The organism is Martinezella lusitana (assembly GCF_900094565.1).
Lineage (GTDB): Bacteria > Pseudomonadota > Alphaproteobacteria > Rhizobiales > Rhizobiaceae > Rhizobium > Rhizobium lusitanum.
The window spans coordinates 64608-85607 of the sequence record NZ_FMAF01000024.1 but is presented as its reverse complement, the minus strand read 5'-3'; the positions used below and the strand labels follow the sequence as shown (position 1 = coordinate 85607).

18 protein-coding genes are annotated in these 21000 nt (G+C 61.6%); 8 read left to right on the top strand and 10 right to left on the bottom strand.

Annotated features, from left to right (window positions below):
* Window positions 1–56: 56 nt before the first annotated feature.
* Entirely contained in the window at window positions 57–1295 is a 1239-nt protein-coding gene (locus tag GA0061101_RS29805; protein ID WP_037199328.1) for an extracellular solute-binding protein, read from the bottom strand.
* A 229-nt stretch (window positions 1296–1524) separates the two neighbouring features.
* Here GA0061101_RS29805 and GA0061101_RS29800 point away from each other — a divergent pair, with 229 nt between their 5' ends.
* Window positions 1525–2727 carry an ROK family transcriptional regulator gene (locus tag GA0061101_RS29800; protein ID WP_037199327.1) on the top strand — a complete coding sequence of 401 codons (1203 nt, stop codon included), beginning with the start codon at window positions 1525–1527 and terminating at the stop codon, window positions 2725–2727.
* 105 nt (window positions 2728–2832) lie between these two features.
* Here the strand turns inward: GA0061101_RS29800 and GA0061101_RS29795 are convergent, their stop codons facing one another.
* Complete coding sequence (locus GA0061101_RS29795; protein WP_037199326.1) at window positions 2833–3168, bottom strand: DUF6665 family protein; 336 nt, start codon at window positions 3166–3168, stop codon at window positions 2833–2835.
* 232 nt (window positions 3169–3400) lie between these two features.
* Between GA0061101_RS29795 and GA0061101_RS29790 the strand changes: the two genes are divergently transcribed.
* A complete protein-coding gene (locus tag GA0061101_RS29790; RefSeq protein WP_037199325.1) occupies window positions 3401–3934 on the top strand; it encodes a methylated-DNA--[protein]-cysteine S-methyltransferase in 534 nt (177 codons plus the stop codon).
* A gap of 322 nt (window positions 3935–4256) precedes the next feature.
* On the opposite strand, the gene GA0061101_RS29785 is transcribed toward GA0061101_RS29790, so the two are convergent.
* The 5 genes from GA0061101_RS29785 to GA0061101_RS29765 all read right to left on the bottom strand — a co-directional run bounded on the left by GA0061101_RS29785 (window position 4257) and on the right by GA0061101_RS29765 (window position 10496).
* Window positions 4257–6260, bottom strand: coding sequence for an aldo/keto reductase (locus tag GA0061101_RS29785; protein WP_092576536.1), 2004 nt, complete (start codon window positions 6258–6260; stop codon window positions 4257–4259).
* Between the two features lie 51 nt (window positions 6261–6311).
* A complete protein-coding gene (locus GA0061101_RS29780) occupies window positions 6312–7400 on the bottom strand; it encodes an ABC transporter ATP-binding protein (protein WP_037199322.1) in 1089 nt (362 codons plus the stop codon).
* A gap of 15 nt (window positions 7401–7415) precedes the next feature.
* Window positions 7416–8252: a carbohydrate ABC transporter permease gene (locus GA0061101_RS29775; RefSeq protein ID WP_037199321.1), complete on the bottom strand. Its 837-nt coding sequence runs from the start codon at window positions 8250–8252 to the stop codon at window positions 7416–7418.
* On the bottom strand, window positions 8249–9109 hold the full coding sequence (locus GA0061101_RS29770) for a carbohydrate ABC transporter permease (protein ID WP_037199318.1): 861 nt from the start codon (window positions 9107–9109) through the stop codon (window positions 8249–8251). The genes GA0061101_RS29775 and GA0061101_RS29770 overlap by 4 nt, the downstream gene beginning before the upstream one ends.
* 112 nt (window positions 9110–9221) lie before the next feature.
* On the bottom strand, window positions 9222–10496 hold the full coding sequence (locus GA0061101_RS29765) for an ABC transporter substrate-binding protein (RefSeq protein ID WP_092576534.1): 1275 nt from the start codon (window positions 10494–10496) through the stop codon (window positions 9222–9224).
* Window positions 10497–10582: 86 nt separating this feature from the next.
* On the opposite strand from GA0061101_RS29765, the gene GA0061101_RS29760 reads away from it, so the two are divergent.
* Together GA0061101_RS29760 and GA0061101_RS29755 are read left to right on the top strand one after the other, a co-directional pair.
* Window positions 10583–11533, top strand: coding sequence for a helix-turn-helix domain-containing protein (locus tag GA0061101_RS29760; RefSeq protein WP_051964037.1), 951 nt, complete (start codon window positions 10583–10585; stop codon window positions 11531–11533).
* Between the two features lie 64 nt (window positions 11534–11597).
* The gene (locus GA0061101_RS29755; RefSeq protein WP_092576531.1) at window positions 11598–12407 is read left to right on the top strand and encodes a TIM barrel protein; all 810 of its coding nucleotides are present in this window, start codon (window positions 11598–11600) and stop codon (window positions 12405–12407) included.
* A gap of 11 nt (window positions 12408–12418) precedes the next feature.
* Here the strand turns inward: GA0061101_RS29755 and copD are convergent, their stop codons facing one another.
* Window positions 12419–13303, bottom strand: a complete 885-nt coding sequence (gene copD / locus GA0061101_RS29750; RefSeq protein ID WP_092576530.1) for a copper homeostasis membrane protein CopD — start codon at window positions 13301–13303, stop codon at window positions 12419–12421.
* A gap of 387 nt (window positions 13304–13690) precedes the next feature.
* Here copD and GA0061101_RS29745 point away from each other — a divergent pair, with 387 nt between their 5' ends.
* Window positions 13691–14464 carry a metallophosphoesterase gene (locus tag GA0061101_RS29745; RefSeq protein WP_051964034.1) on the top strand — a complete coding sequence of 258 codons (774 nt, stop codon included), beginning with the start codon at window positions 13691–13693 and terminating at the stop codon, window positions 14462–14464.
* Window positions 14465–14473: 9 nt separating this feature from the next.
* Here the strand turns inward: GA0061101_RS29745 and GA0061101_RS29740 are convergent, their stop codons facing one another.
* Complete coding sequence (locus GA0061101_RS29740) at window positions 14474–15955, bottom strand: NAD-dependent succinate-semialdehyde dehydrogenase (RefSeq protein ID WP_092576551.1); 1482 nt, start codon at window positions 15953–15955, stop codon at window positions 14474–14476.
* A gap of 74 nt (window positions 15956–16029) precedes the next feature.
* Window positions 16030–17301: a 4-aminobutyrate--2-oxoglutarate transaminase gene (locus GA0061101_RS29735; protein ID WP_037199305.1), complete on the bottom strand. Its 1272-nt coding sequence runs from the start codon at window positions 17299–17301 to the stop codon at window positions 16030–16032.
* A 193-nt stretch (window positions 17302–17494) separates the two neighbouring features.
* Here GA0061101_RS29735 and GA0061101_RS29730 point away from each other — a divergent pair, with 193 nt between their 5' ends.
* The 3 genes from GA0061101_RS29730 (at window position 17495) to GA0061101_RS29720 (ending at window position 20950) form a co-directional block, all read left to right on the top strand.
* The gene (locus GA0061101_RS29730; protein WP_092576548.1) at window positions 17495–18325 is read left to right on the top strand and encodes a MerR family transcriptional regulator; all 831 of its coding nucleotides are present in this window, start codon (window positions 17495–17497) and stop codon (window positions 18323–18325) included.
* Between the two features lie 83 nt (window positions 18326–18408).
* Window positions 18409–19035, top strand: a complete 627-nt coding sequence (locus GA0061101_RS29725) for a ribonuclease D (protein ID WP_092576527.1) — start codon at window positions 18409–18411, stop codon at window positions 19033–19035.
* 247 nt (window positions 19036–19282) lie between these two features.
* Window positions 19283–20950 carry a hypothetical protein gene (locus GA0061101_RS29720; protein ID WP_092576525.1) on the top strand — a complete coding sequence of 556 codons (1668 nt, stop codon included), beginning with the start codon at window positions 19283–19285 and terminating at the stop codon, window positions 20948–20950.
* The last annotated feature ends 50 nt before the right edge of the window (window positions 20951–21000 follow it).

The window sequence follows — 21000 nt, the reverse complement described above, 5'->3', positions numbered from 1 at the left end:
CATTCTTCATGGAGGATCGAGAGGCGGGCGGCGATAGGCGCCGCCCGGTAAGACTATCAGAGACCGCTGTTCTGGGCAGCAGACTTCAGCGCATCTTCCGGCGAAGACTGGCCGAGCAGCGATTCCTGGATCGCCTGCTGCAGTGCTGTCGACAGTTCCTGATACTTCGGTGTCGTCGGACGCGGATACATGGCCGCAAGCCCGACCTTTGCGGCGGCGATCAGGTCTTCCTGGCCCTTGGTGACAGCCGGATCGCTATAGGACGATGCCCAGATCGGCAGGCTGAGCTTGGCATACTGGTTCTGCGTTGCCTGCGAGGTCATGAAGGTGATGAACTTCCAGGCTTCGTCCGGATGCTTGCTGGCGGTGGTGATGCCGAGGCCCATGGAGCCGTTGACCGCCGAAGCCTCGCTCTTGCCGGCGACGCCCGGTGCCGGCACGACGCCGACCTTGCCAGCAACCTTGCTGTCTTTCGGATCGTTCGCCATGTTGTACATGTAAGTCCAGTTCAGTGCGAAGGCTGCGTCGCCATTTTCGAAGACCTTGCGCACGTCCTCTTCGAGGAATTCCTTGGAATTCGGATTGGTGAGGCCGGATTTGTAGCTGGATACCATGTATTTCAGGGCATCGAGGCCGCCGCCGTTCTGGAAGTCCGGCTTGCCGTCCTTGAGGAAGTCGCCTTTATAGGCGCTGACAAGCGTGGTGTAGTCGCAGATCGCGGCTTCGGCCTGCGACCAGCTCCAGGCGATTGGCGTGGCCAGAAGGCCCTTGTCCTTGATGATCTTGGCCTGTTCGGTCAGCTCGTCCCAGGTCTTCGGTGGCGTCTTAATGCCGGCCTTTTCCAGGATTTCCTTGTTGTAGAACAAGTACTTGGTGTCAAGAATCCAGGGCATGCCGTAATATTTGCTGTCGTATTGGACTGTGGTCCATGCGCCCGGCAGCACGCCCTTCTTCGTATCGTCAGGGATACGCGAGGAAACATCGACCAGAACCTTGTTGGTCGCGTATTCGGCGGGCCAGATGACGTCGAACAGCACGACGTCGTAGCCGCCGCCCGAGCCTTGCGCCAGCACGGTCTTGTCATGCAGGCCCTCATAAGGGACGAATTCGAGATTGACCTTGATGTCCGGATTGGCCTTGGTGAAGGCGTCCGTCATGGCGCGCACATCGGCTTCGCTATAGGCGGCCTGCGCCATAAAGAGGGCGTTCAGGGTCGTTTCGGCAAAGGCGTGCGACGCGAAGGATACGCCGATCAGCGCTGCGCCGAGCAGTGTCTTGTTCAATGATTTCAACATTCCAGCCTCCAGTTTTTTTTGACAGTCACGCGATTTTCCAACGGCGGCTGAAATGTCGCCGTCAGGTGTCGAACGGGCAGCCGACCAGGCTGCCGAACCTCGATCGGAGCGTCTTCGGAGCCTTGAGGCTCCCCTGCGTTCCCTCATGAAACTCTGTGGTTTCTTTTAAGTCAATTGTCTTGACTTATTTGTTCTTCAATATTCTATTGGTGTCAAGAGGCAAATGCACATGAACGATGTTCGCCCGATCAGGGCCACGAGCGGAACGAACCACGAAGGCACCAGTGCCCATAACCGGCGGGTGATCATCGACGCCTTGCGGCTCAATGGTGCCCTCTCCCGCGCCGATCTCGCGCGCGCCACCCGCCTGACGAAACAGACGGTCTCCAACATCATGGAGGAGCTGGAAATCGACGGGTTGGTGATCTCAAGGGAAACGGTGCGCCGCGGCAGGGGGCAACCCTCGACGCCCTATGGGCTCGTGCCGGAAGGCGCCTTTGCAATCGGCCTGCAGATCGATCGTCACATCACCCGCGCCATCGCTGTCGATCTGGTCGGCAATGTGCTGATCGGCAAGGAGGCGAACCTGCCGGTCGGCGGACCGGCCACGGGCACCCCCGTGGTGCTGCAGCTCGTGCAGGAGGTTCGCACCGAGCTCAAGCTGCGTGCCGCACAGGCGGAAAAGCGCCTCGTCGGGCTCGGCGTCGCGATGCCGGGTCCGTTCGGCATCGAACAGGACGGTGACGACAATCCCTGGATGATGGGCGCCTGGCAGCGCTTTCCGCTATTGGAAACGCTTTCCGCCGGCACCGGCCTCAACGTCACCCTGCAGAACGACGCCGCCGCCTGCGCGACCGCCGAGCGCATGGTCGGCGCTGCGCATGGGCTCGATCATGCCGTTTGCCTCTATGTCGGCTACGGTATCGGAGCCGGCCTGATCCTCGGTGGCGATCTTTATAGCGGCGCCCATGGCAATGCCGGCGAAATCGGCATGGCGCTGCTCACGGCCGGCGGCAGGCTGACCCAGCTTGAACACCGCGCATCGCTGGCCTCGCTCTACGAGCATCTGGGCGTCGATCCGATGGCGCCGGACATCTATTCGCTGATCGACAGGCGCGCTGCCGCCGATGATCCGGAGATTCTCGCCTGGATCGAAAAGGCGGCGATCGACCTGCGCTGGAGCGTGCATCTCATCGAGACTATCTTTGATCCGCAGACCGTGATTCTGTGCGGAGGCGCGCCTGCAGCCCTTGCGACGCGGCTGATCGACGCCATGCAGCCGCTGTTGCCCTCCAATGCCGATCGCGCCGACCGGCTGTTGCCGCGCCTGCAGCTCGGCATGACCGACCCCTGGGCCGTGGCGCGCGGCGCGGCCGCCGAGCCGATCGGCCATGCCTTCGATCCGCGCTTCTCGGCGATCCTGAAATCCTGAAGTTTAGAGCGATTGCAGGAAAAGTGTGCAGCGGCTTTCCGTCCGCAACCGCGCAAAAACAAAGACATAGAGCAGTCAAGCGGTTTCGTGAAACCGTTGACTGCTCTATGTGTGGCGCGGGCTCGCGCCGAGGCGCGCAAGCACTTTGTTCGGAATGCCATAGCGCTGGATGACGTCGCGGCTGTTGCGCAGGCCGCAGATCTCGCGATGAATGAACATGGCCCAAACGGCTTGCGCAGCAGCATCGACCAGCCGCTCGTGTTCGACGCCATCCTTGCCCTTGGCCTCGCCCTCCTGCAGCGCGGCGAGTGCTGCCTCCACCTTCATGCCATGGCGGCCGAGCGAGCTGGCGCGCTCCGACATCATCTCATATTCGAGAATCCCGAGGCCGGTCTCGTTCATATTGGATGGATTGAAATTGCGCGGCGGGCGAACCGTCATCTCTGACTCCGCATGCAGGTGACCAATCTTGCCTCGGTTTTACACAATTTCGATCCAATTTCCAAACCGCGACGTCGGTATTTCGATCGAAGGCGTGGAATGCGGAAGTATTGGATTTCGGCCCGCGAAGACGTTTTTCGGGTGGCTGGAACCTTATATTTTGGGTCTCATGTCATGACGACAAGGAGATCGACTGCCGCCTTGCGGCACGATTCGAAGGAAGGATATCGGCATGACCACATCCACGCGAAATGCCGGCAAGCATTATGTCTACAGGATCATGGCTTCGCCCGTCGGCGCGCTGAAGCTTGTTGCCAGCGATGACGGGCTTGCGGCCATTCTATGGGATAATGACCGGCCCAATCGCGTGCAGCTGCCGATCGTCGCCAAGGACGACAGCCATCCCGTCTTGCTGGAGGCCGAGCGACAACTCCGCGAGTATTTCGCCGGCGAACGGCAGGCTTTCGATCTCCCGCTCGATTTTTCGGGAACCGAGTTTCAGCGGAAGGTATGGCGGGCGCTGCTGGCCATTCCCTTCGGCGAGACGCGCACCTACACCCAGATTGCTGCCGAGATCGGGGCGCTGAAAGCGATCCGTGCAGTTGGTGCCGCCAATGGCCGCAACCCGATCTCGATCATCGCGCCATGCCATCGGGTTATCGGATCGGCGGGTGAGCTCAGAGGATTTGCCGGCGGCCTCGAGCGCAAGGCTTATCTGCTGCGGCTGGAGGGGGCCGGGACGAAAGCCTTCGATTTCGCCGCCTGACCGTTGGCGATCATCGTCGGCATAAGATGCAAAGAGCCTGTCTGGTTTCGGCAGGGCGATTGCATATGGGAAGAGATCGTTGCCGGGTAACCCCTTCTCCCCAAAGGGAGAAGGTGCCGACAGGCGGATGAGGGGGATGTCAGGAGCAAGAGTACTGATGGGGTACGGCGATGAGCCCCCTCATCCGACCCTTCGGGCCAGGGATTGCGTCACTGGCATGCTCCATATGCAATCGCCCACCCGGAAGTCCGGATGGGCTGTTTTCATTTTGCGCAATCGCACTCAACTGCCGGCCGTGATGTCACGAACCGGCCGTGTCGTTTCAGCCTTCAAGCCACTTCACCTGTTCCGGCGTCAGCTTGATGTCGAGCGCCGAGAGACTGTCTTCCAGCTCGGCGATCGTGCGCGGGCCGATCAGCGGGATGACCGGGAACGGCTGGGCAATGACATAGGCAAGCGCGATATGGATCGGGTTGCGGCCGAGCTTCTGCGCCAGTTCGATCGCCCTGTCGCGGCGGCCGAAGTTGCGGTCGGAATACCAGACGCGCACCAGTTCCTCATCGTTCCGTTTGTCGCGGCCGGCGCGGTCGGTGAAGAAGCCGCGGCCCTGGCTCGACCAGGCGAAGTTCGGGATCTGCTTGGCGTTCAGCCAAGCCTTCCATTCGTCGTCTGAGGCAGCGACGCATCCGGCCCAGATCGGGTCGAGCATTTCGGCCAGCGAGAAGTTGTTGGAAAGCGCCGCAGGTGCGGTCTTGCCGTTCTTCTCGGCATAGGCGATCGCCTCGTCGAAGCGGGCGCGCGTCCAGTTCGAACCGCCGAAAATGCCGCGAATGCGGCCGGCTTTGACCTCGGCATCCATGGCATCGACGAACTCGCTGACCGGGACGGCCGTGTTGTCGCGATGCATGAAGTAGATGTCGACATAGTCGGTCTTCAGGCGGTTGAGCGACTGGTCGAGTTGCTTGGAGATCATATCCGGGTAGCAAAGCGGCGAATGGGCGCCCTTGCCGATCAAAACAATCTCCTCGCGCGGCACCTTCCGGCTGGTGTGCCAATCGCCGAAGATGCTCTCCGTCTTGCCGCCGCCATAGACATAAGCAGTGTCGAAGGCGTTACCGCCGGCTTCATAGAAGGCGTCGAGCGTCAGCGAGGCGGCCGCGAAATTCGGGAAGAATTCGAAGCCGAGCATGACGGTCGATGCCGGCTTAGTAATGCCGGGGATGTCGCGCTTCGGGATGCTGTTGCCCTTGGTAACGGCTGTGCCGGCGATGTTCTTCGTCCTATGCGTTGCCTTCTCGACTTCGTATTCGAGGCCGACGGAGGCGCGCCACTGATCGAGAACTCGGAGATTGCCGATCGAATCCGCCCAGCCGATGCCGGGATAGGCGAATTCCTTGTGTCCGGCGCGGATGGCATCGCCCGCCGCATCGACCTCGAAGGAATAGAGCCAGCGCTCCTCCTTGACTTCGATGGTCTGGGTCTCCCCGCCTTTGATGAGCTCGATCTTGCCGACGCCGCCCTTATGGCCGGAGGCGAACCAGAAGTCTGCAACTTCGATGCGTCCTTCGGAGCCGATGATCCGCAGCGTGTTGTCCTGGTTTGCCATGATCGAGCAGGAGACTTCGGCAATAATGCTGTTTGGGAATTTCAGCACGGCCGACGCCCATTCGTCGACGCCCGTCTGGCCGAGATGGGCAACGCCCGAGACCTTGTCGGGATCGAGAAACGGCTTGCCATCGGCGGCACCGGCAATCAGACGCGCCATCGACACGGGATAGCCGCCGACATCGAGGATGCCGCCGCCGGCCGTTTCATTGGCAAACAACCGATGTTCCGGCTTGACGGTGCCCATGTTGAAGCCGAAGGACGAGCGGATGATGCGCAGCTCGCCGATCGCGCCGCTCTTCACCAGTTCGATCAGTTTCGCCGTCTGCGGATGGACGCGGTACATGAAAGCTTCGCCGGCGAAGACCCCGGCCTTCTTGGCTTCGTAATAGATTGCTTCTGCATCATAGGCCGAAAGCGCGATCGGCTTTTCGACAAGCACATGCTTGCCGGCGCGGATCGCCTTGATCGCCCATTCGGCATGGCCGGTGTGCGGCGTGGCGATATAGACGGCGTCGATGTCCTTGTCGGCAAGCAGCGCCTCGTATCCGCTAACGATGCGGGCGCCGGGGAAATTGTCGCCGAGACCCGGCTTGTCCGGGTTGCGGCTGGCGATGGCCACCAGCTTGCCGCTGCGGGAATGGGCGATGCCGTCGGCAAAAGTTTGAGCGATCCTGCCGGGGCCGATAATGCCCCAGCGGATGGGTGTATCTGTACTCATGGAACGATCCTTTCCTAAATCTGCATGCTGTCTTGGGAGAAAAGACAGCGCCTACCGCAATCGGTTTCCGGCACCGTCGAAGAGGAATGTCTTGGCCGCGGAAAGCGCGACGGTAAGCGTGTCCCGGTTGCCGGTGTTGCGGGACTCTTCGCGTTCGATGACGATCTGCTCGCCGCCGGCGATGTTGGCGTAGATGTAGCTGGTGTTGCCGAGATGCTCGGCGACGTCGACGTCGACGGTCAGATCCGCATCGCCTCGCCCGGCGTCGAGGAAGTGCTCGGGGCGAACGCCCAGCGTCACATGCTCGCCGATTTCGACGCCCGCTGCCGTGATCGGCAGCGACAGGCGGACATTGCGCTGGTCGCGAAGGGCCACCCCGACGCGGCCAGGCTGATTGTCGACGACCTCGGCGCGCAGGAAATTCATCTTCGGCGAGCCGACGAATCCGGCGACGAACTGGTTGGCCGGATCGTCATAGAGGTCGAGCGGTGCTCCCACCTGTTCGATGTTGCCGCTGCGCAGCACGACGATCTTGTCGGCAAGGGTCATCGCCTCCGTCTGATCATGCGTCACATAGATCATCGTCGTGCCGAGCTTCTTGTGAAGGCGGGAGATTTCGACGCGCATCTGCACGCGCAGCTCGGCATCGAGGTTGGAGAGCGGTTCGTCGAACAGGAAAATCTGCGGTTCGCGCACGATGGCGCGGCCGATGGCGACGCGCTGGCGCTGGCCGCCGGAGAGCTGCTTCGGCCGGCGCTGCATCAGCTCGGTGATCTGCAGGATCTCGGAGGCCTGCTTGACGCGGCGGTCGGTATCCGCCTTCGGATTGCCGTTCATGCGCAGGCCGAAATTCAGGTTCTGCTCCACCGTCAGATGCGGGTAGAGGGCATAGGACTGGAAGACCATGGCGATGCCGCGATCGGCCGGCTCCATGTCGTTGACGACGCGGCCGCCGATCTTGAGCTCGCCGCCGGAAATATCTTCCAGCCCGGCGATCATGCGCAGCAGTGTGGATTTGCCGCATCCCGAAGGGCCGACGAAAACGACGAATTCGCCGTCCTTCACCTCGAGATTGGCGCCGTGAATGATTTCCAGTGAACCGTAGCGTTTGACGATGTTGTTAAGGGATAGTTCAGCCATACGGGTCTCCCGGAATTATTTGATTGCGCCGGCGGCGATGCCGGCGATGAAGTGGCGCTGCAGGAGAACGAAGATGACGAGGATCGGCGCCGTCAGCATCACCGCGCCGGCCATGATGCCGCCCCAGGATACTCTGGTGAGGCCGATGAGCGTCCCGAGCGCCACGGGCGCGGTCATCATTCCAGGCCGGGAATTGATGAGCAGCGGCCAGAGGTAGTTGTTCCAGGAGGCCAGGAACAGGATGATGGCGAGCGCGGCCATCGTCGGCCTTGCGAGTGGCAGGGCGATGCGCAGAAAGATCTGCCATTCCTTGACACCCTCAACCCTGGCCGCATCAAACAGCTCGCCGGGCATCATCGAGAAGGCCTGGCGCATGAACAGCACGCCGAGTGAATTGAAGAGTGGCGGCACGATCAGCGCGACCCAAGAATTGGCCAGCCCGAAATCGCGCGCCACCATGATGAACTGCGGGATGACGACGACGGAGTAGGGAAGGGTGATCGTGCCGAGGATGATGCCGATGACGCCCGGACGGCCGGCGAACTGGTAGCGCGCCAGAGCCCATCCCGCCATCGAGGTCAGCATGACCGACAGGACCGTATAGACGATGGCAACGACGATGGAGATCGTCATAGCGCCGATGAAGTTGGTGTCGGCCTGGAGGTTGCGGACGTTGTCCATGAAACCTGTCGACGGTGTCAGGATGATGCCGGGGCTGAAAATGCCGTAATCGGGCATGGTCGAGAAGACGAACATCATCCAGAGCGGAAACAGCCAGATGATGGCGAGCGGCGCCAGCAGGCCGTGCAAGGCGAGCGAGCGGATCAGAGTGGATTTGGACTTCGATTTCATTTAGCTTCGCGCCCCACCCAGAGATTGAGAAGAGAGATGACCACGGCGAGCGCCGCCATCGTGTAGGCAATCGCCGAGGCATAGCCGAAGTTGGTCGACTGGAAGGCCTGGCGATAGAGCAACAGGCCGAGCGTCTCCGTCCCACCGCCGGGGCCACCCCTGTTGGTGATCAGATATGGTTCGGTGAAGAGCTGCATGGTGCCGATGACGGACAGGACCACGCAGAAGAGAATGATCGGTTTCAAGAGCGGCAGGGTGATGTGGATGAACTGCTGGAAGCGGCTGACACGGTCGAGCGTTGCAGCTTCATAGACATCCTCGGGGATCGATTGCAGCCCAGACAGGATGATAATGGCGTTGTATCCGGCCCAGCGCCAGGTGACGGCGATGATGATGAGGACCATGGCGGCGTGGGAGTCGGCAAACCACGACACCGGCGAAATGCCGACACCGCCGAGCAGCTTGTTGATGATGCCGAAATCGACGTTGAACATTAAGCGGAAGACGGCTGCATAGGCGACCTCGCCGACCACGACGGGTGCGAAGAAAGCGAAGCGGAAAATGCCGCGCGCCTTGAGCAGTGGTGAATTCAACAGCACCGCCATGACCGTGGCGAGCGTGATCATGACGGGTACCTGGACGATCAGGATGATAAGCGTGTTTTGAAGTGCGTTGTAGAAGGCCGGGTCGCCGAATAGTCGCCCCCAATTGAGCGGCAGGTTGAAAGTCCAAGGATTGACGCGGGTATTCTGGAACGAAATCAGGAACGAATCGATGATCGGCCACACCCAGAAGGCCGTAAACACCAGAAGATAGGGCGCAAGAAACGCATAGGCGCTCCGGTTCTGCAGCCGCATGAAAGCCTCCTCCTTTATGCGCAGTGAAATGATCCGTGACGACACATCCCCGCCGCCTCCAGGGCGGCGGGGATGCCGGGCGCGGCTTGGGATGCGCGCCCGGCTATGTCACTCATTTCGCGAGCGGCAGACCCGTCGCCGAGGCGATCTGCTGAGCCGCGTCGTCGAGCGCCGCCTTGCCGTTCGGATAGCCGCCGGCAAGGTACTTCGTCTGGACGGCCTTTATGATTTCGTCGGCGTCGCTGAAATACTGGGTGCCGGGATTCGGGCGGATCTTCGGCAGGGTGGCGAGGATATCGGTCCAGACCTTTTGCCCACCCCAATAGGGCTGCGGCTGGTTGACGAAGGGATCCTGAACCGCTGTCAGCAACGACGGCACGAGCCCGAAGGACTTCAGCATCGTGACCTGGCCCTCATTGGTGCCAAGCGTGTAGCTCAGATATTTCCAAGCGGCTTCCTTGTTCTTCGAGCCGTTGGCAATCGCCAGCGAAGAACCGCCGAGGTTGGCCGCATGCGGGCCGTCGGCAGTCATGCTCGGCATCGGATAGACGCCCCATTTGCCGGCGAGATCTGGCGACGTGGAGCGGATGGTGCCTTCGTACCAGCCGCCATAGAGCTGCGATGCCACCTTGCCGGCAGTGTTCGACTGGATTTTCTCGTTCCAGTTTGCAGCGCTCAGCAGGCCCGCGTCCTTGATTTCCTTCACCTTGTCCAGCGCCTTGACGCAGGCGGGCTGGTTGACGGTGATGCTCTGGCTGTCATCCGAGAAGTAGCCGCAGCCCTGTTCATTGGCGAGCATGCGGAACCATTCGGTGTCGCCGTTGAGATCGGCCTGCGCCATGATCACGCCCGGGTTTGCGGCAGAGATCTTTTTGCCGGCAGCGATGAAATCGTCCCAGGTCTTGATCGTTGCCGGATCGACGCCGGCCTTTTCGTAGAGATCACGGCGATAGAACATGGTGACCGGGCCGGAATCCCATGGCATCGCATAGGCCGCATCGCCGACTTCGAGTTCGGCGCGCTTGAAATCCGGGAACTGCTTCTTGAGGTCGTTGTTATAGCCGAGCTTCGTCAGGTCGGTCAGGCAGTCGGGGAAGCGGTTCCAGAAAATGGAAGCTTTGTGGTTTTCGATCGACATGACGTCGGGCAGGCCGTCGCCGCCGGCGGCGCAAGCGGCCAGCATCTTGTCGAAGACCTGTGGGTTGCCGATGTCCTGCACATCGACCTTGATATCCGGATATTTCTTATTGAAGCCTTCGATCGTGGATTTCAGCGCCGACGCGGCGATGTTCCAGCTCCAGACCGTGATGGTGGTTTGTTCCGCAAAGGCAGAACCGGAAGCGAGCAAGGTGGCAAGCACCGCCGCTCCAGCAAGTTTTAAACGCATTGAAAATCCTCCCTTTTCAATTGCTGTCCGCAAGCGAACGCGCTTAAACTAGCTCCCGGTACGCTTCTGTCTCCTAAAAAGGGAACATGGACTTGGCGAAAAGTAAGGTGGGCGATCGAGCGGTCTATCAGCCGGGCGCGAGCAGTGTCGAAGGGCTGCCAACGATCCTGCAGATGTTTTATTCCCATCCGCTGCCGATGGCGAAGCCGCATTGGCACGCGCAGGTGGAAGTGAACTACATCGTGCGCGGCACCGTACATTACCATATAGGCGATCATGAGCTTCATCTGAAGGCCGGCGAGATCTGCCTCTTCTGGGGCGGCCAGCCGCATCAGCTGGATGAACTGTCCGACGATGCGATCTATGCGGGCGCGCATCTGCCGCTCGTGCATTTTTTCCGCATGCGGCTGCCGCTCGATATTTCCAGCCGGCTGATCCGCGGGCAGACGCTGATAAGCTCGGCAACCGATGCCGCCGATGACGAGAATTTCGCCAGATGGCACCGTTACGCCATGTCCGGCGATCGGACGAAGGCCGAACACGCCGTCGCCGAACTTCTCTTGCGTCTGGAGAGGATCGCCTTCGAGCCCTACCGCATGGTACCGGAGAAGCAGGAAAACCTGACGAACGAGCAGGTCCATCCGCAATCCTCGCGCAGCCTGGCAAGAATGTGCGATTTCATCGCCGCCAATTTCCTGCATGACATCGATACGGTCGATATTGCCAAGGCGGCGGATCTGCATCCGAAATATGCGATGAATCTCTTCAAGAAATCCACCGGCATGACCCTCGGTAAATATGTGAACCTGCTGCGTCTTTCTCGTGCCCAGGCGATGCTGATGCGCGACGGCGCCAATGTCCTGCAGGTTGCCATGGACAGCGGCTTCGGCTCGATAAGCGCCTTCAACAAATCCTTCCGCCACATTGCCGGCATGACGCCTTCCGATTTCCGCCGGGATATGCGCGTCCTCTCCGCGATGAATGTCGAAGCCATCAAGCCTTCGATGCGGCGGCCGGCCCCGCAATTCCATCGCTAGCGCCTCTTGCGATCGCGGGCGGTCTTGCGCATTGCTTGTGACCGGTTGAGGGAGGGAGAATCCCATGCGGCAGTTTTCGGCTTGTATCGAGTGGTTGTTCGCGCGCGAAGATGATGTCTTCGCCGACCGTATCCGGCTGGCGCATCGGGCCGGGCTGGATGCGGTCGAGTTCTGGCGCTGGACCAACAAGGATCTGGATGCGATCGCCGCCGCGGTCGCCGAGACCGGCATTGCGGTGTCCGGCCTGGTGGCCGAGCCGATGATCGCGCTGACGAATCCGGCAAACAAAGAGACGTGGCTTCAAGGCCTGCGGGAATCCGTCGTCGTGGCGCGACGTCTCGGCGCGCCGGTTCTCATTGCCCAGGCCGGTGACGATCTTCCCGAGTTTTCGCGCGCCGAGCAGCGGGCAGCCCTTGTGGCGGCCCTGAGTGCTGGCGCGGATATCCTCAAGGGTTCAGGCGTTCGGCTTGGTCTTGAGCCGCTCAACACGAAAATCGACCATGTCGGTTACTACCTGTCGTCGACTGCGGAAGGCCTCGACATCGTCGATGAGGTCGGCCGCGCCGAAATCGGCATCGTCTACGATCTCTATCATTCGGCCGTGATGGATGAGAAGACGGAGCATGTCGTCGGTGATCGCGTCGACCGGATCGTGCATGTCCATGTCGCAGATCATCCGGGCCGCAGCGATCCTGGCACGGGCCACATCGATCTGGCTGACCGGTTGGACTGGCTGTTTACACATGGTTATGGCGGCAGGGTGGGCCTGGAATACCGGCCGAAAACGAGCGATGCCGAGGCCGTTCGCGCCGTGGTGAAGTCGCTCGGCGGCCAGAGCAATCCCAGGAAAGGCTTTCCGTCCGAAATTGCCTGAAAACAAACGGTCTAGACCGGCTCCAGCATGCCGAAGACGGCGACCACCCCGATGACAACGATGCCGAGAACGATTTCGGCGATACTTCCAAGGCGAAGCGCCTGCAAGGCGCGGCTTGGGTTGCGGCCGATCCATGGCACGAAGACATAGCGATTGATGATCGCCAGCAGCGTCATGCCCGCGACCAGCGCGATCTTGATGGCAAGCAGCCTTTGATAGGGCGAGGACCAGTCGGTCGGCAGGCGTTTCAGGACCATCATGGTATTGATGACGCCGGAGAGGATGACGAGTGCCACCGCCCAGTGTCCCGCATGCGAGAAGCGGCGCAGCGCCAGTTGCGCGTCCGCCCTGCATTCCGGACGGCTCAGAAGCCGGAGAATGGAGATCAGCGGCACGAGCGCGCCCAGCCAGCCGCCGCCGGTCAGGACATGGAGGATGTCGTTGGCGCGTTGCGCATGGCGCAGCCAGCCTTCAAGCATGGATGCATGTCCGGTCAAGGCAAGCGCGGCAAGGCCGAGGCCTGACCCCAGCGCCACCCCACGGCGGCGCCAGTCCTCCGGCGACAGGAAGACCAAAAGCAGAATGATCGCCGCAAGCGCCTGCGCCTGCCACGCTCGGCCAACCGTGGTATCGAACAGGACGTCATGGACCGTGCCGGCATCGAGTGCGTCGCTCCAGCCGTTGCCGATGGCGGCGGTCGCAGCGGGCAGCCAAAGGAGCGCCGTCAGGGCCGCGATCGCCGCAAGGAGGACGAAAGGGATCGCAAGGATGCGCCAGACCCGATCGGCGAGCGCCTTCGGCACCAGAAGAGACAGATAAACACAGGCACCCCACAGCAGCATCAGCGATGCGTCATGAAAAAAGCGGCAGAGTTCGAGCGCTGTCGTCGGATTCATCAGGGCTTCACGGTAAAGTTACAGGCACTATTGATGATAGGCCTTCGGTCAGGGCTGGCTTCGTTTTTCATTATTGTAGGGCAAACGCGCAGATATCGTGCCAACAAAGCAGGGACGCCGGGCTCGCCACGCTCCAGCGAGCAAATAGTCTCCCGTTGAGTTGTCAAGCGCGATAGGATTCCGGATACGCCCTGTCAACTTTCTCCATGCATAAAGGCGGCATTCGGGACGCTTTGCCGCAAGGCAGGCTGGTGTCGACGGCAAATGCCGGTCGAAACATCCGGCGAGAGCGCTGATTCCTGCCTTTCGGCAAAGAATCGTCGCTTTTGAGTCCTTTCTGCAAAGGTTGTTAAGGCGTTCCGGGGTGTACGCTCGAAAGGGAGTTTCATGTCGGCAGCTAGGACACGTGAAAAAATGGCTCATGGCTTCGGCCGTCACCGGCATCGCGAGCGGCTCGAGAATCTCGACATGCCCACCTACGTCATCGGCGACGTACATGGCCGGTACGATCTCTTGAGCTTGCTGGAGCGCAAGATCGTCGCTGATGCCGCCGGGCTGCCAGGGCGCAAGCTCATCATCATGCTGGGGGACTATATCGATCGCGGTCCGGCCTCGGCGCAGGTCGTCGGCCGGCTCATGGCGCCGCCGCCGAATGGCTTCGACCGCATCTGCCTGACGGGCAACCATGAAATGGAAATGCTCGCCTATATCGATGGCGAGATATCGCTGGATGATTGGGTGGCGCTCGGTGGTGCCGCCACTCTCAACTCCTACGGGGTGGATATCCCGACATTGCGGGAGCAATATCCGAGCCAGAAAAAGCTCGACACATTCATCCGAACCTGGCTTCCCGACGATCACATCAATTTCCTGCGCCGGTTGCCGATCCTGCTGGATACGCCGCAGGCTTTGTTCGTCCATGCCGGTATCGATCCGGACCGGCCGATTTCCGATCAGCAGGAGGCTGACCTCGTGTTCATCCGTTCGCGTTTTTACGACAGTGCGCAGCCGCTGCCGAAGCTGATCGTGCACGGTCACACGCCGGTCAAACGGGCCGAAGCCCGCGGGCTCCGGCTCAATCTCGACACCGGCGCTTTTCACACCGGGCGATTGACGGCGGCCCGGCTATGGCAGGGCCGCATCCACATTACCTCCACTTGATTTGCCGGCTTATAGATTGCCGATGCAGAGGTACTTCATTTCGAGATAGTCGTCTGCGCCGTGGCGCGAGCCTTCGCGGCCGAGGCCGGATTGCTTGATGCCGCCGAAAGGCGCCGTCTCTGAAGACATCAGGCCGGTGTTGATGCCGACCATGCCGTATTCCAGCGCCTCGGCAACCCGCCAGACCTTCTTCAGATCGCCGGCGAAGAAATAGGCGGCAAGGCCGAATTCCGTGTCGTTTGCCTGCGCGATCACGTCTTCGACCGTCTCGAACCGGAAGAGCGGCGCGACAGGGCCGAATGTCTCCTCGCGGGCGACCTTCATCGTCCGGTCGATGCCGGTCAGAATGGTCGGCGCGAAGAAGGTGCCGGCCCCTTCGATGCGCTTGCCGCCGAGGAGGACCCGTGCGCCCTTCGATACTGCGTCCTGAACATGGTCTTCGGCCTTGGCGACGCCCTGTTCGTCGATCAGCGGCCCGATGGTCACGCCCGGCTTGAAGCCGTCTCCGACCGAAAGCTCTGACACCTTGGCGGCGAGCTTGGCCGCGAAGGCATCATAGACGCTGGATTGCACATAGATCCGGTTGGCGCAGACGCAGGTCTGGCCGGCATTGCGGTACTTCGAAGCCAGCGCCCCTTCGATGGCGGCGTCGAGATCGGCATCGTCGAAGACGATGAACGGCGCGTTGCCGCCGAGCTCGAGGCTGACCTTCTTGATCTGGTCTGAGCACTGGCGCATCAGGATGCGGCCGACCTCTGTCGAGCCGGTGAAGCTGATCTTGCGCACCTTGGCATTGCCGCAGAGCTCACGGCCGATCGCCGGCCCATCGATGCCGACGATGATGTTGAGAACGCCGGCCGGAATACCAGCCTCTTCGGCAAGCACGGCAAGCGCAATCGCCGTCAGCGGCGTCTGTTCGGCAGGCTTGGAGACAACCGTGCAGCCGACTGCAAGCGCCGGCGCAATCTTGCGGGCGATCATGGCTGCCGGAAAATTCCAGGGCGTAATCGTGCCGACGACTCCCACCGGCTGCTTGATGACGACCATGCGCTTGTCATTGGACGGCGCGGGTATGGTTTCGCCGTAGATGCGCTTGGCCTCTTCCGCATACCATTCGACATAGGACGCGGCGTAGAGGATTTCACCCTTTGCCTCCGGCAGCGGCTTGCCCATCTCGGCCGTCAGGATCGCCGCCAGCTCGTCTGCATTGGCGATCATCAGATCGAACCACCTGCGCAGGAGGACGGCGCGTTCCTTGGCAGGGCGGGCAGCCCAGGCGACTTGGGCGATGTAGGCAGCGTCGATCGCCGCCGTCGTCTCGGCGGCACCCATGTCGGGGAGCGTCGCGAGCACTTCGCCGGTGGCGGGATTGATGACATCGAAGGTCTTGGTCGCGCCGCCTGCCGTCCAGATGCCGTTGATATAGCCGGCGTCGCGCAGGAGCCGCGAGGAGAAGGGGACATGCTTGGTCATTGCGGTCGTAAACGACATGATATGCACTCCGACAGGTTTTCGCCCGGCAGGCCGCGCGGGCGGATCATAGAGAAAACGCGGAAGGGCGGCGGTTAGCGCGCGGCACTCGCCTCGATCATGGAGGCTTCGAGAATGTCGAGCGCCTCGCTGAACACGCCGTCCTGGATGGTGATCGGCGACAGGAAGCGGATGACATTGCCGTAGACGCCGCAGGTCAGCAGGATCAGGCCCTTGTCGAGAGCGATCAGCCGCACCTTGTTGGCGAAGTCGGCGCTGGGCAGTTTCGTTGTGACATCGTTGAATTCCACGGCATTCATGAAGCCGGGGCCGCGAATGTCGACGATCTCGGGCACCTTGTCGCGCAGCGATTCCAGCCGCTGCTTCAGCCGCGAGCCGAGCTGGTTGGCGCGATTGCAAAGATCCTCGTCGGCGATGACGTCGAGCACGGCATGGGCAGCGGCGATCCCGAGCGGATTGCCGCCATAGGTGCCGCCAAGGCCGCCTGGTTCCGGTGCATCCATCACTTCGGCGCGGCCGGTGACGGCGGCGAGCGGGAAGCCGCCGGCAAGGCTCTTTGCCATGGTGACGAGATCGGCGGCGACCTCATGATGATCCATCGCGAACATCTTGCCGGTGCGCGCAAAGCCGGTCTGCACCTCGTCGGCGATCAGGAGAATGCCGTGCTGATCGCAAATTTCGCGTAGCGCCTTCATGAAGGCTGGCGGCGCCGGATAGAAGCCGCCTTCGCCCTGCACCGGCTCGAGGATGATGGCGGCCACGCGCCGCGGATCGACATCGGCTGCAAACAGCTTCTTCAGCGTCGCCAGCGATTGTTCGACGCTGACGCCATGCAGCGGCACAGGGAAGGGGGCGTGGAAGACATCACCCGGCATCGGGCCGAAGCCGATCTTGTAGGGCGCGACCTTGCCGGTCAGCGCCATGCCCATGAAGGTGCGGCCGTGGAAGCCGCCGCCAAAGGCGATGATGGCGGAGCGGCCAGTCGCGGCGCGGGCGATCTTCACGGCGTTTTCGACGGCTTCGGCGCCTGTCGTCACGAAGATCGTCTTCCTGGCGAAATCACCGGGAACAATCGCATTCAACCGTTCGGCCAGATGCACATAGCTTTCATAGGGCACGACCTGGTGGCAGGTGTGGGTGAAGCGGTCGAGCTGTTCCTTGACGGCGGCGATCACGCGGGGATGGCGATGGCCGGTATTCACCACGGCAATGCCGGAAGCGAAATCGATATAGCGATGTCCCTCCTTGTCCCAGATCTCGGAATTTTCGGCGCGGTCGGCATAGATTTGCGTCATCATGCCGACGCCGCGGGAAATGGCGGCATTCTTCCGCTCGGTCAGGGTCATCGCTGTGGCTCCAAGGAAGGCGGTTTCAAATTAGCTTGCAGAACTTCTGCAAGTTCTTTAGAAAATTCCTACATTTTTCCTGCAAGATTTCAAGTGGGATTTTGTGCGGATGACAAGAATGCGCGAAGGTTCACGTAAGCGCTTCTTCCATGCTAAGCAGATCAAAAGACTAGAGATCAGGGATGATTGGCAAATGAGCAGTATCGAGCCCGAGCGCTCCCCCGTGCGCTACAAGGTAGCGGAAGCGGCGCGTCTCGCGGGCGTGTCGGCTTCCACCCTGCGGCTATGGGAAAGCCAGGGCCTAGTCGTACCCTTTCGCTCGGTGACCGGGCACCGTCAGTACAGCGCCGAGGATGTGGCGCGGCTGAAGCGCATTTCCTGGTTCCGTGCCGAGCGCGGCCTCAACCCGGCGGCTATCCGCGAGGCGCTGGAAAACGAAGATGCTTCGGGACCTGCTGCCGACAATGGCGAACAGATGGCGCCTTCCGGCATCGGCCGCAAGCTGCGGGCGCTGCGCCATACGGCCGGCAGGACGCTGGAGCAGGTTGCCGCCGACATGGGAATAACGTCGTCGACGCTGTCGACGCTGGAGCGGACCTCGCAAGGCGTCAGCTTCAAGACCCTTCATGATCTCGCGGATTACTACGGCACGACGGTCTCGCGCCTGTCGGGCGAAGAACGCGAGGATGTTCCGGCCCTGATCAGGGCGGGCGAGTGGCGCACCTGGCCGGCGACGACGCCCGGCGTCACCGTCCAGCTTCTGGCCGAAGGAAAGACGATGATGGATTGCCATCGCTTCGTGCTGTCGCCGGGCGCGGCCAGCGAAGGCGCCTATCGTCACGAGGGGGAGGAGTTCATTCACGTCCTTGCCGGGCGTCTGGAGCTGGTGCTCGACAGCGATCACTTCTTCGATCTTCTGCCTGGCGATTCGCTTTACTTCGAGAGCCGCCGCTATCACTCCTGGCGCAACCGCCATGATGGTGAGACCATATTGCTCTGGGTCAACACGCCGCCGACATTTTGAGCGGCGAGCGGTATCGTCATCCCCCTGTCTGTTCTATAGAACGGACGAAAAGCGAATTCAGAAGACAAAGCCGGGAGAATCTCATGGCTGCCACCATCCGTTACCACGAAGGTGATATTTCCGCTGACGATGCCGCCCGCTACACCGGCGCCATTGCCGTCGATACGGAAACCCTCGGCCTCATTCCGCGCCGTGACCGTCTTTGCGTCGTGCAGCTTTCGCCGGGCGATGGCACGGCTGATGTCATCCGCATCGCCGCCGGCCAGAAGCAGGCCCCCAATCTCGTCGCCATGCTTGCCGATCCCGCCCGCCAGAAGATCTTTCACTATGGCCGCTTCGACATCGCCGTGTTGTTCCACACCTTCGGCGTCACCACCACGCCGGTGTTCTGCACCAAGATCGCCTCGCGCCTCTGCCGCACCTATACAGACCGTCATGGCCTGAAGGACAATCTCAAGGAAATGCTCGACGTCGATATTTCCAAGGCGCAGCAATCGTCCGACTGGGCTGCCGAAAGACTGTCGCCGGCGCAGCTCGAATATGCCGCCTCCGACGTGCTTTATCTCCACGCGCTGCGCGCCAAGCTGACGGAACGCCTGCTGCGCGACGGCCGCATGGACTATGCGGACGACTGCTTTGCCTTCCTTCCCACGCGCGCCAAGCTCGATCTTCTCGGCTGGGAAGAGGCGGATATTTTTGCGCATAGCTGATAGCTTTGCCTGAAGAGCGAAACTCTCAATGAAAGCCGGTGCTGCGAAAGTGGCACCGGCTTTTCTCTTTAGCGATCTGTTAAGGAACTGACTGCTATCATATCGGTTGATTTGCTGCGTTCGACGGCGTTTTCCCGTTTCGCACCCCGGTTACCTGGCGTTCGAACATCGACCGGCCGCATGAGCGGACCCTGATTGACCCTGCCCCCCGCTTCCATCGTCGCCTTGCCAGACAAAGGAGCATGTCATGTTGCTTCCCGTTGGTGCCGTGTCCGCCGTGGCTGCGCCTATTGAAAAGCCCGTCGTTGTGACGGCGGAGACTGCTGGCCTCCAGACAGCGGCAACACCGCTGGCCGTTCTATCGAGCACGATCAATGCCAACGTCGAGGGCAAGCTGAACATGCTGCTGGTGGCGGCACGCGAGCGGATGTTCGACAGCCTGCTCTCCGCCATCGACGCTGCCGGCGCGGCGCTGAACGTTTCACGTGAACCGGGCGAGAGCGATGCCGCCTTCGCGCAGCGCATCGCCGCCACGATCCGCAGCCTGCCGCCGCAACAGCTCGCTGAGGCACAGCAGCGGCTGAACGCGCAGACAAGCACGCCGATCCCGTTGCCTCTGCTGGCCAAAGCGTTGGAGAACCCGGAAAGCCCGCAAGCGCTGCAACTGGCTCTCAGCCTCGAGCCTGCGCCTTCCGCAGAACCCGACGCCGCGTTGAAGGCGGTCGTCAATTCCTACGGCCAGAATGCCGGAGAGCCGGAAAGCGTGGTAACGCAGATGCCGACGCCGGCCCTGACGCAGAAAGCAGCCGATACGGCAGCCCCGGCAGCATTGTTGACGGTTCCCGTGAAAGAAGCGGGGCCTTCTACGGCACTGCCTGCGGCGGCCCAGCCTGTCGCACAGCCGGCACAAGCGCTCCAAGAGGCACCGTCGCCGAGTGCTTCGGCTTCGCCCGTCCCCGCTGCAACCGTTCAAACGGCTCCGGCGCAAGCGATCGCACAAAGCGGATCGGCTCCGGCTCCGCAAGCAGCATCTGGCGCCAACGTCGACGCCAATGCGACCTTGTTGCCTTCGCAACTCGCGTCCCTTGTCGATGATCTGACTGCGGGGCCATTGCTGGCGGCGATCGCTGCCGAGACCAAGCTGCCGACTGAAGTCGAGTTGATCAGATCGCCGCTTACACCGCCGCCGGTGCCGCGCGACATCCAACAGATCCAGGCCGATATCAAGCAGGGGCTGCAGGTTGTCATCAACCCGCCTGTGGCGGCAGCCAGTTCGGCCCTTCTGCAGATCATCGGCAATCCGGCGGCCTCGGTCGAACAGATCATAGCGCAGGCGCTGACCGCCAATGGGGCAGGGCAAATGTCGCCGCAGCCACAGCCGGCCGTCGATGAAAGTGGCAGAAGCCGCCTTGTTGCGGCGGGCTTTACGCCGACAGCGCTGGCAGCTGAACCGGAGGCGTCTGTTTCCGTTGCGTCACTTACCGGAAAGCCCCAGCCTCAGACATCAGCTGCAGCAGCAACGTTCGATGCGCCAGAGCAGATGGGAGTAATTGCCCCGATACCGCTGGGGGTTCCCTTCGTCGTTGCGAATTATCTGCCGGCGGCCACCCCCACCAAGGACGCCGAATCGAAACCGGTCGATCGCGTGGATCCTGTCGAAGACGAGGAAGACGAGGAAGGCGAAGAGGCCAGCGACGGCGATAAGGAGCAGCACGAGACCGAAGACGATTCACAGGCTCCGGAATCATCGCCGCAGGCGGCCGATGAGACCTCCGGCGATACGGAAGCGCAGCTCGTCTCTTCTCAGAATGCGGTTGTCGCGCCGGACCTGCCTGCCTTGCCGCAGCCCGCGCCGGCCGATCGCCCGCAGGATCATGCCTTCGATTTCTACCGCCGCATGGTGGAGTGGGAATAATCGGGAAGAGCGCATAGTACAGTCAAAGAAAAACCCGCCGGATCGCTCCG